13 protein-coding genes are annotated in these 9,696 nt (G+C 73.4%); 10 read left to right on the forward strand and 3 right to left on the reverse strand.

Features of this window, described 5'->3' with window-relative positions:
* Positions 1-581 precede the first annotated feature (581 nt).
* The 3 genes from ACW14Y_RS42850 to ACW14Y_RS42860 form a co-directional block, all read right to left on the reverse strand.
* On the reverse strand, positions 582-1,550 hold the full coding sequence (locus ACW14Y_RS42850; RefSeq protein WP_456989176.1) for a hypothetical protein: 969 nt from the start codon (positions 1,548-1,550) through the stop codon (positions 582-584).
* 247 nt (positions 1,551-1,797) lie between these two features.
* The gene (locus ACW14Y_RS42855) at positions 1,798-1,974 is read right to left on the reverse strand and encodes a hypothetical protein (protein WP_456989178.1); all 177 of its coding nucleotides are present in this window, start codon (positions 1,972-1,974) and stop codon (positions 1,798-1,800) included.
* Entirely contained in the window at positions 1,967-2,230 is a 264-nt protein-coding gene (locus ACW14Y_RS42860; protein ID WP_456989180.1) for a hypothetical protein, read from the reverse strand. Before ACW14Y_RS42860 ends, ACW14Y_RS42855 begins: the two co-directional genes overlap by 8 nt.
* A gap of 168 nt (positions 2,231-2,398) precedes the next feature.
* Between ACW14Y_RS42860 and ACW14Y_RS42865 the strand changes: the two genes are divergently transcribed.
* The 10 genes from ACW14Y_RS42865 (at position 2,399) to ACW14Y_RS42910 (ending at position 8,493) form a co-directional block, all read left to right on the forward strand.
* Positions 2,399-2,548, forward strand: a complete 150-nt coding sequence (locus ACW14Y_RS42865; RefSeq protein WP_456989182.1) for a hypothetical protein — start codon at positions 2,399-2,401, stop codon at positions 2,546-2,548.
* The gene (locus ACW14Y_RS42870; protein WP_456989184.1) at positions 2,545-2,724 is read left to right on the forward strand and encodes a hypothetical protein; all 180 of its coding nucleotides are present in this window, start codon (positions 2,545-2,547) and stop codon (positions 2,722-2,724) included. Before ACW14Y_RS42865 ends, ACW14Y_RS42870 begins: the two co-directional genes overlap by 4 nt.
* Positions 2,721-2,966: a hypothetical protein gene (locus ACW14Y_RS42875; protein WP_456989186.1), complete on the forward strand. Its 246-nt coding sequence runs from the start codon at positions 2,721-2,723 to the stop codon at positions 2,964-2,966. Before ACW14Y_RS42870 ends, ACW14Y_RS42875 begins: the two co-directional genes overlap by 4 nt.
* A gap of 135 nt (positions 2,967-3,101) precedes the next feature.
* Positions 3,102-3,317 carry a hypothetical protein gene (locus tag ACW14Y_RS42880; RefSeq protein WP_456989188.1) on the forward strand — a complete coding sequence of 72 codons (216 nt, stop codon included), beginning with the start codon at positions 3,102-3,104 and terminating at the stop codon, positions 3,315-3,317.
* 75 nt (positions 3,318-3,392) lie between these two features.
* On the forward strand, positions 3,393-4,370 hold the full coding sequence (locus ACW14Y_RS42885) for a protein spdB (protein ID WP_456989190.1): 978 nt from the start codon (positions 3,393-3,395) through the stop codon (positions 4,368-4,370).
* A gap of 2 nt (positions 4,371-4,372) precedes the next feature.
* Complete coding sequence (locus tag ACW14Y_RS42890) at positions 4,373-4,564, forward strand: hypothetical protein (protein ID WP_456989192.1); 192 nt, start codon at positions 4,373-4,375, stop codon at positions 4,562-4,564.
* Positions 4,565-4,668: 104 nt separating this feature from the next.
* Positions 4,669-5,106, forward strand: a complete 438-nt coding sequence (locus tag ACW14Y_RS42895; protein ID WP_456989194.1) for an NUDIX domain-containing protein — start codon at positions 4,669-4,671, stop codon at positions 5,104-5,106.
* Between the two features lie 59 nt (positions 5,107-5,165).
* Entirely contained in the window at positions 5,166-5,375 is a 210-nt protein-coding gene (locus ACW14Y_RS42900; protein WP_456989196.1) for a hypothetical protein, read from the forward strand.
* Between the two features lies 1 nt (position 5,376).
* Positions 5,377-5,856, forward strand: a complete 480-nt coding sequence (locus ACW14Y_RS42905; RefSeq protein WP_456989198.1) for a hypothetical protein — start codon at positions 5,377-5,379, stop codon at positions 5,854-5,856.
* A gap of 171 nt (positions 5,857-6,027) precedes the next feature.
* Entirely contained in the window at positions 6,028-8,493 is a 2,466-nt protein-coding gene (locus ACW14Y_RS42910) for a hypothetical protein (RefSeq protein WP_456989200.1), read from the forward strand.
* Positions 8,494-9,696: the final 1,203 nt, after the last annotated feature.

Genomic DNA, 9,696 nt, shown 5'->3' on the forward strand with positions numbered 1-9,696 from the left:
GCCGCGCGACTACGTCGCTTTCGGGCCTGGCGGCCCGTCAGGGCCGGGCCCGCGTCGCTACGCTCCGCTACCGTTGACGATGTGACGCGGATTTCGGGTAGAAGGCCCATCGGGCCTGACGGCCCGTCACCGCCTCCCTGCGGGAGGCGGCCCGGCGCAGCCGGGCGGGGGGTGTGCACCGGTGCTGCTCTATGGACTGAAAGTCGCAGTTTGGTGCACCCCCACGTTTCCGCAGCTCAGGGGCCCTTTTCTGAAAGTCGCAGTTTGGTGCACCCCCCACGTTTCCGCAGCTCAGGGGCCCTTTTCTGAAAGTCGCAGTTTGGTGCACCCTGCACCCCCTTTTCCACAGGACATACCACCCCATAGCGGGCGGTCGCGGGAGTTATCCACAGGGCAGATGCACGGGGGGTGCACCCCCCGTGCACGGGGAGGTGCACCCTCAGGTGGCGCCGACTCAGGCAATGGGGAGAGCGGCGCCCCTGAGGGGCCCTTAGGGGCGCGCGCAGACATGCGTCGGCCCCACCCGCCAGAGTAGGGGGGTGGGGCCGTCTGATGGGCCACCAGGGGCCGTGTGGGGGGTGCTAGACGGCGGCGGCGCCGTGCTCCCGGCAGGGGCCACAGACGGTGCTGCCGCTCGCGCTGCGGTAGGCGCGGCCGCAGTCGTCGCAGGTGATCAGCAGCAGCGGGCGCTGCCCGGTGGCGCGGGCGGCGGGGCCGCTGGACAGCGGCGGGGCGGCGGGTAGGCGCTCGATGAGTGTGCGCAGGTAGGACAGGGGGCGGGCGACACCGGGCCGGTCGGGGCCGAGGTAGACGTGCCAGTCGGCGGCCGTCCACGCGCCCGCGCCGCACGTCTCGGTCATCGCGGCGGCCAGCAGCTCGACGGCGCGCCACCGGTCGCGGTCCCAGTCGTCGCGGCTCTGCCCGGCGGGGCCGGTGAACCAGCGCAGCCGCTGGACGACGTCCTCGGCGGCCGCCCACCACCAGCCGGTGTGCTCGGCTCCGGCGGGGAGCACCGGGGTGTCGACGACGAGACCGAGGGAGGGCAGGAGCGTGAAATGGTCGACCGCCCGCAGGCGCCCGGCCCGGTTGGTGGCGTCGCGGACGTCGGCGGTCAGCCGCAGGTGCTTGTCCGCCTTGAGGTGCGGGCGGTGCCGCTTCACACTGCCGACGGACATCCCGCTGAGCCCGGCGAGGACGTCAGTGCTGGCCGTGCCGGTCCACCCGATCGAGGCGTAGGCGGCGAGCAGCTGGCCGCAGGCGCGGTCCCGCGTCTGGGCCGACCCGGCCCACTTGGCGGGGGTGATTTTCGGGCCGGGGCGCAGAGGCCGGCCTTCCAGCGTCGCCCCGGTGGGGGTGCGCCGGTCGGCCTCGATGAGCCCGGCCTCCTGGAGGTGGCCGAGGTGGGTGATGGTGGCGCGCCGGGCCAGCCCGGACAGCTCCGCCACCTGCGCGACGGTGAGCGTGTCCGGGCTCGGGTGCTCGGTGAGCGCGGCGTGGACGGTGCGGCAGGACGCGCAGTCGCGCGGCCGGATGCCGTCGGTCGTGGGCACGTACAGGGCCTCTCCGGCCGGGCCCGGTGGATCGGGGGACGACGGTCCCCTACCATCGGTGCCAGACCTCTAACTGGATCGAGGTCGGCAGCGAGCTTCCCGGCCTCCACCGCGCCAACGGTGGGGATCAGACTGGGGGGCTCTTTTGCCGTTCCTGGGGTCTGTGGTGCGTGATCAGTAGCGCAGAGACTACGCCCCGCGACGGGTGGGGGTCAGTCGCCGGTCCGGGGGCGTCTCTCGCGGATGGTCAGTAGGGGCGGGGCGGGTAGTCGCCGTCGGCCACGCACCGGGCCCACCCGTGGGCCCAGGTGGACAGGTCGCTCAGCATCACGCGGGACAGCTCCTCGTCGAACGCGGCGCGCCACTCCTCGGGGAGGGCGTCGCGGACGTCGGTGAGGGAGGCGTTGGGGGGCAGGTCAGCCACGGTCGGCCCCCCGCTTGGTGCGGACGGTGGCGCCCGCGTCCCTGAGCCACGCGGTCAGCGTGTTGGGGCTGATCTGGGCGAGGCTGCTGATCCGGGAGCGCTGGGCGCCGGTCGCGTCGGCGGCCACGGCGGCGGCCCGCAGCGAGGGGACGAGGTCCTCGGCGTCCGCCAGCAATTTCGCGCGCGCGGCGCCGATGCGGGCGACGTCGCGCAGGGCGGCGGCCTGCCGTTCCTCGGGGAGCTTCGTGTCTTCCATGGTCAGAGCATACAGGGGCGGCGCATCAGATAGGGAAGTTGTATCCACTGCGATTGTGTGTCACAGTGAGTGCAGCGCCGGAAACGGAGCGGCCCCGACCGGGGGGTGCAACCCCTGGTCAGGGCCTTGATCACCCATCTCTGATCTCGACAGAGGAGGCGATCCGTCATGGATCGTACCTACGCCGGGGGCACGCCCGTGCCGCCCCCGCCCCCGTCCCCGCCCGTGCCGCCGACGGTCCCGCCGGCCTCCGTGCTGCGCGACCGCATCGTCGACCTGTCGGCGCAGATCGACCGGCACGTGGGTGGTGCCCGGTGAGCCGCGCCGAGGCGCTGGCCGCCATGGTCCGGGCGCACACGACGGCCTGCCACTACGCCCGGCTGGCGGCCGAGACCCGGGACGCCGAGACGGCGGACGACGCCCGGCTGATGCGGGAGGCGGCGCTCGCCCTCGCGGAGGAGCGGCTGGCGCAGGCCCTGGGCGGTGACCGGTGAACGCCCCCCGCCCCCGCCGCCTGTCGGTGGGCACCACCACGGTCCTTGCCTGGGTGGCCGCCCTGCCGATCGGTCTGCTGGTGGCCGTGGCGGTGTACCGGGTCGGCTGGCCGGAGCCGGTGCGCTCGGTGGTGTCCCTGACGGCGTGCGTGACCGCCGTGCTGATCGCCCATGGGGCGGTCTGGGAGATCTGCCGCCCCTCGGCGGCCGCCGCCCTGTGGGATGACGACCGGGACGACTGACGCGCCCGTACTACTCGCTACGCCCGTACCACCTGGTACGCCCGTACTGCCCGCTATACCCGTACCGCCCGCTAGACCCCCGATCCATCAGGCCGGGCCCGTCGGGGGCCCGGCCCCATCCGAGAGGACCACGCCATGGGCTGGAGCCGCAGGGACAAGGACCGCGAGGCCGAGCGTTTCGAGCGCGCCGAGCACGACGGCATGAGGGCCACCGCCGACGCGGTCCGCGACCTCCTGGCTCAGGAGGCGGCCGGTAACCAGGACGGCGCCCGCGACGCCGAGCGCCGCGCCGACGCCGGGTTCCGGGACATGGAGGACAACCGGACCCGCGCCGCTTTCTGGCGCCGCTGACCCCCACCCCGTTCACGGGCCGGGCCCCGGTGGCACCCGGGGCCCGGCCCCTACAGCCCCTCTGGGAGGGCTCTGATGACCGTACAGACCATGCGGCGGGCCAGGCTCGCCGCACCCGCCCTGACGGCCACGGCGCTGTCCGCCGTGCTGACCGTCGCCGTCGTCACGCTGTGGCTCGGCCCGGTGATGACGGCGCTGCTCGCGGCCGTGATCGGCCTGGGATTCGACGCGGCGTGGCTGGCCGCCCTCGCCTACGAGCGCCGCTTGGCGGCGCAGGGCGATCACGACTGGCGGGTGACCGCCGTCGGGTGGCTGCTGGGCGCCGTCGCGACCGGGGCGCTGGTGGCCCACGCGCTCACCTCGACCGCCCCGGCGGCGTGGCTGGCCGTCTCCTGGCTGCCGCTGGCCGCCAAATCCCTGTGGTGGCTGCACGGGGTGTGGGAGCGCACCGCGCTCTCGCCCCGGGCGCAGGCCGAGATCGGCCGGGTGCTCCAGTCGGCCCGGGACGAATCCGCGGTGGCCCGGGCGACGCTGACCGCCCGTACCCGGGCGGAGGAGTCGCGCATGGCCGCCCTCGCGGAGGCCGGCGCCCGGGTGGCCCGCGCTCAGGAGCGCTCCGCCCGGCGGCTGACCGGGGCGTGGGACGCGCTGGCCGAGACGGCCGACGCCGACCGGGGGCTGGCGCTGGAGCGGGTCTCCGCCCCGTCGGCGGCGGAGCTGTGGGAGGCGCCGCGCTGGACGCCGGTCGCCGCGCTGCGGCCCGGATCCTCCGCCGGGGCTCCGGACGGCCTCCGCCCGGAGACGGCATCCGCGCAGGTGGGGGCGTCGCCGCAGGCGTCCGTCCCCCGGCTGTCGGTCGCCGCCGCCGTGCGGGAGGTGACCGCCGCCGGGCTGGCCGACCAGTCCGAGGTGCACGCCCGGGTGGTGGCGCTGACCGGGCGGGCGGACGTCCCGCTCGCCACGGTGCAGCGCGAGATGCGCAACGCCCGCGCCGCCGCCCCCGCCCGCCCCGCCGCCGCCCGCATCGGGTTCGCCCCGGCCGAGAGGAACTGACCATGGCCCCCCGGTACGACCACGAGCCCGAGCACTACACGACCGGCGAGACGCTCCGGCTGGCCGCGCTGGTCCTGCGGGCCGCGCTGAAGGGCGGCCCGACCGCCCGGATCGACCGGCGGATCGCCGAGATCCAGACGGCCGCCGTCGCCCGGGAGATCGACGCCGCCGAGCGTCGCGCCGCCCGCCGGTAGTCCCCGAACCGCCCCCGCCGCCGCGCCTGCGGCGACATGATCCGGGGCGGGCCCGACCGGGCCCGCCCCACCACCCGGCACCACCCCACCAGAGAGGACCGATCATGACCGACACCACCAACCCCTGGAGCAGCGAGAGGCCGTGGCTGACCGCCGACGCCGTGGTGATCCGCAGCGGCAGTGTCCTGCTGATCCAGCGCGCCGACGAGCCGTACAAGGGCAGCTGGGCCCTGCCGGGCGGCTACGTCGACGAGGGCGAGACGACCCGGGCGGCGGCGGCCCGCGAGCTGGAGGAGGAGACCGGCATCGTGGCGGACCCGGAGGAGCTGGCCCAGGTCGGCGCCTACGACGCCCCCGACCGCGACCCGCGCGAGCGGGTGGTCTCGGTCGCCTACCTGCTGGAGGTGGCCTCCGGTCAGGAGGCCGTGGCCGGGGACGACGCCGCCGCCGTCGCCTGGTGGCCGCTGGACGCCCTGCCGCCGCTGGCGTTCGACCACGCCCTGATCGTGGCCGACGCCCTGAAGCTCAGCCGCACCCGCTGACCGACCCCTCGGGGCGGGCCCGCCCGGGCCCGCCCCACCCCTACCTGAGGAGATTCGAGATGACGTTCCGAGCCGGTGACCGGGTGGAGATCACGGAGTGCGAGGCCGACCCCTGGGCGGCCGGGAAGTCCGGCCGGGTCCTGGACGACCTGGCCCCCGGTCAGCTCGCCCCGTCCGACCTGACGGGCGGGCGGTGGACCGTCAGGGTCGACGGCCTGTTCGGCCCGTCGGCGCTCTGCCGTTCGTACGAGATGCGGAAGGTGGGCTGACATGACCGAGCAGACCCGTCGGCCGCTCACCCACTACCCGGCGTTCTCCGCGCCGAGCGCCCTCCAGGCGTACGCGGACGCCCCGGACATCGGGCAGGAGGAGGCCGCCGTGGCCGAGCTGGCCCGGACGATGGAGGGCCCGCACAGGCCGGCCGACTGGGGCGAGGCCAGCCAGTCCGAGCGCCGGGAGGCGGCGCTGCGCCTGGCGGCGCTCCACGACCGGCGGTGGTGGAGCTCGCGGACCGAGGCGGACGGCCAGCTGGCCGAGGCGGCCGCGTACGCCCTGATGCAGCTGGACCGGATGCACCCGGAGGAGACCGCCGGGCCGATCCCGGCCGACTCGATCGAGTGGGACGCCCCCGGCGGCAGCAGGGCCTACGTCCGCCAGGAGTACCTGTTCTGGTACTCGGTCCCGCCGGGGTGCGGGCCGTGCCCGCCGGAGGACCCGTGCCCGTGGCACGCGGAGCACGGCACCCGCTGAGCGGGTGACCGGGACGGAACCGAAATCCGGGTGCACCTGTCATGGGTGGCACCGACACTGACGCCCTGTAGCGCAGTGATCACCGGGATGGCGCACGACCCCGGCGGGCCATGGAGTGATGGCCCGGCCCGCCGGGGGTGCGTGATCCCTACACGAGGGAGAGGGACCACGGTGGACATGCTCGCAGCGGAGCTGACGACGCATCAGATCGCATTCAGCCTGATCCAGGTCGGGGACGGCTCGGCGGACGGTACCACCCTGTTGGTGGAGGCCGGGGTGGTGATCGGCGCGGGGCTGATGGTCTGGCACAACCGCGCACGCCTGGCGCAGTGGGCGGGCACGCAGGTGGCCCGCGCGGCCACCGGGGTGGGGCGGGTGGCCTGGCGGTTCCTGTCGGGGCGGGAGATGTGGGGCCGCCCGCGCAGCAACGCGACCGCGTGGAAGCGCGGCACCGTGTCGACGGACTGGCGCCACCACCCGGCCGTGGCGGGCCGCCAGCCGCACCCGCAGATGGTGAAGTTGGCGTCGGTGGCGGTCGCGCCGGCCTCCGGGCAGGGCCGGGCCGCCGCGTGGCTGGCGGAGGCCGCCGAGAGGGCGCTGCGGCCCCGTGAGGAGGGCGCGGCGGGCGAGTGGCTGGTGTCCGTCGCCCGGCGCGTCGGGGAGGCGTGGCGGGGCGCCGTGGGGGCGCGGAGGGCGGTGTGGGGGGCGCTGCTGGTGCTGCGCGACGCCGGGGCGGCCGGGGCGCGCGCCGCCGGTCGCTGGCACATGTGGCCGTACGCGGGCCGGGCCGTGGCGCGGCTCGGCGCCCTGGCCGGTGCGTACGGGCTGGCGACCGACCCGGTGGGGACGGTGCTCGGGGCCTACATGGCGTCGGTGACGCTGGCCATGGCGTACGTGACCGGGGAGCACGGGCTCGGGTGGTGGCGGGCCCGGGACCGGACGGACGCCGAGATCTACCAGCCCGCCCTGTGGCTGGCCATGGCGCCGATCCTGGGGCTGGAGGACCCCCGGGCGGCCCAGGCCCGGCAGGCGGCCACGCTGGCCTTCCTGACGGGCGGCACGCCCCAGCTGCCGGTGCAGGCGCCGACCGCGCAGCTGATGGGGGAGGCCGAGCTGCCGCCCGTGCCGCCGGTCGAGGACTGGATGCTGTTCCCGGCCGACGCCCGCACGCAGGACGCGCAGATCGTGCTGCGTCTGCCCATCACATTCCTCGGGACGAAATCCGAGCAGGACACGCTCGATTCGCTCGTGAATTCCCGCGTGCCGCTGGGTGAGTGGCGCTCCCGCTGGGAGCTGGCGGGGGATCACCACTGGGTGGTGTGGAGCCACCCCAAGCCGCCCAAGAAGCGCGCTGAGCTGCCGCGATCCGTGCCGTGGATCCCGTCGGCCGACCCGTACCGGGTGATGGTCGGGGCCGGGCACGACGGGCCGGTGTGGGTGAATGTCGAGACCGAGACGCCGCATTTCGGGGTGTCCGGGGAGACCGGTCGCGGGAAGTCCACGGTGCTCTACATTCCGGTGGTGCATTTCCGTCAGCACGGCTGGCTGGTGGACATCATCGATCTCAAGTGGGATTCGATGCTGGAGACGCACGGCAAGTCCGGCGTCCGGAACCACACCGACGTGCGCAGCGCGGTCATGGCGCTGGCGGAATTCTTCGTCTCCATGAAGTCGGCCCAGATGGCACGGGCGACCGGTCAGCAGGTGACTCCCCGGGTGCTGGTCATCGACGAATTCAGCTCGTTCATGAAGGCGGCTTACATCTGGTGGATGTACGGGGTCAAGGGAAAGGGCAAGCCCGCGTTCCACGCCTGGTTCCAGATGATCCTGATGCAGGGCCGGACGGGAAACCACCGCATCATTCTCGGGGCCCATCAGTTCTCGAAGGACATTTTCGGGGACACCGAGACCCGGGACCAGGTCGGCACGAAAATCATCGTGGGCCCGGCGTCCGATCCGAAGTGGGTGGTGACGTACGGGTACGCCAAGCGCCCGGAATGGGACCCGGAGATCAAGGGGCGCGGCGTCGTCGGTGTCACCGGCGGGAGTGTCCAGGAATTCCAGGTGGCCTACATCACGCCGCAGGTGGCCGGATATCTGGACGCCTGCGCGCCCGCCCCGGCCTGGTTCGACCGGGGCGAGTACGCCCCGTGGATCACCGAGGCCGGAATGGAGAAGGCGGAGGCCGAGGCGGCCGTCTCGGCGTTCCTGCCGGGCTCGGACATGATGGGCGCAACCTCGCTGCGCGATGACACCGTCCCGGGGGGTATCCCCAGCTCAGGGCAGGTTGCGGGGGGTGTCGCAACCCCGGCGGCAACCTCGGCGGCAACCCCCGCCCCGGCGCCGCAGGCGGCCGTCCAGGGCGACGGCCAGGGCGAGGCCGGCGCCTGGGTCCCGCCGGTCACCTACACGCTGCGGGAGGCGTGCGAGAAGGGAATTCTCCCGGTCAGCTGGAATGGCGCCAAGACCCTCAAGAGCCGCACCAAGGATCTCGTCCAGTTCCCCGACGGGGCGCCCGGGGAAAGCGGCATGGAGTACACCGCCGAGGCGCTCCAGGAATGGCACACGGCGGCCTCCCAGGCCCGCCGGGCCGGGGGAATCCCGGAGCAGCAGCAGCGGCTCAAGAGCGTGGCGTAGAACGCCATTGAAGGGCCCCGGCCGACCCCGGCCGGGGCCCTTTCCCATGCCCGCCCGACCCGCCGGAGGAAGGGCCCTCTACCCGAAATCCACGACACATCGTCAACGCCCCCGGAGGGAAGGGACGGGGCCGCTACCCGAATTCCACGACACATCGTCAACGGCCCCGCCGGACGGGGTGCCGCAAGCGCCCCGGAAAGACGCCCCACCAGTCAGCTGAAAAGGCACGGAAAGACGCCAATAGAGCCAATTGAAAAGGCATCAGAATGACGCAGATTCAGGCTACTGAAAAGGCAAGAGAATGCGTCTCGCAGGGGTCTGAATTCGGCTAGCTCAAGAGGCATGGGGGGCCATTTGGGTGGTTTTGGGCGGCCCGGTTCACCCGGCCGGACGCACCTCTGGATCGAGCCAGCTCGATAGGCATGGCGCGAAAGCGGGACCACGGGGCCGAATCAGGCCGGATTGGTTTAGACCACTCGGCAGTGTTGTTTAGACCAATTCTCGGGAGTGGTGACGCTGCGTAGTGCAAGCCGTTTCAAGATCAACAGGAGTCCATGACCCCAAGTGTGGATCCGGCCATAGGGGGCAGTGGTCGGACCACTGGTGTGGACGCGTCAGGAATGCGAGTGATTACGAAGAATCACAAATGTCATGGGCAAAAGAATTGACGCTCATTACCTGAAAGGTGGAGAGAAAGGCCCGGAAGGACACCACCCCGCCCCCAGTCAGCAAATTCGGAAACCACCTCTCGGCCGGACTCCCGAAAGCCCCCGCCCCGCAGGGGAGGGGCCCTCTACACGAAATCCGCGTCACATCGTCAACGCCCGACGGCGGGCCGCAGGCCCGAGGCGCCGCAGGCGCCCCCACCGAGCCCCCACAACCCTTGCCAGGCAAGGGAGGAGAGGGGCTGCTACCCGAAATCCGCGTCACATCGTCAACGCTCCGGCCGCAGGCCGGACAGGAGGGAGGGCCCTCTACCCGAAAAACACGTCACATCGTCAACGCAAAACCCGGGCCGCAGGCCCGGAGAACCCCCGGACGGAAAGGCGCCGCAGGCGCCGAAACAGGCCAGCGAATTCCCCGCCAGGGGAATTCACCCACCCCCACACCCCCCGGCGCAGCCGGGGGGTGCACCTACTGCCGGTGACGCCGTAGGCGGCACCCCGGGCCTGACGGCCCGTCAGGGCCGTGCCCCGTAGGGGC

This window comes from Kitasatospora sp. cg17-2 (assembly GCF_054031055.1).

Coding starts and splice junctions, on each gene's coding strand:
- ACW14Y_RS42860 (WP_456989180.1), bottom strand. CDS start 2,230: ATGGAAGACACGAAGCTCCCCGAGGAACGGCAGGCCGCCGCCCTGCGC.
- ACW14Y_RS42905 (WP_456989198.1), top strand. CDS start 5,377: ATGACCGAGCAGACCCGTCGGCCGCTCACCCACTACCCGGCGTTCTCC.
- ACW14Y_RS42865 (WP_456989182.1), top strand. CDS start 2,399: ATGGATCGTACCTACGCCGGGGGCACGCCCGTGCCGCCCCCGCCCCCG.
- ACW14Y_RS42890 (WP_456989192.1), top strand. CDS start 4,373: ATGGCCCCCCGGTACGACCACGAGCCCGAGCACTACACGACCGGCGAG.
- ACW14Y_RS42880 (WP_456989188.1), top strand. CDS start 3,102: ATGGGCTGGAGCCGCAGGGACAAGGACCGCGAGGCCGAGCGTTTCGAG.
- ACW14Y_RS42885 (WP_456989190.1), top strand. CDS start 3,393: ATGACCGTACAGACCATGCGGCGGGCCAGGCTCGCCGCACCCGCCCTG.
- ACW14Y_RS42895 (WP_456989194.1), top strand. CDS start 4,669: ATGACCGACACCACCAACCCCTGGAGCAGCGAGAGGCCGTGGCTGACC.
- ACW14Y_RS42900 (WP_456989196.1), top strand. CDS start 5,166: ATGACGTTCCGAGCCGGTGACCGGGTGGAGATCACGGAGTGCGAGGCC.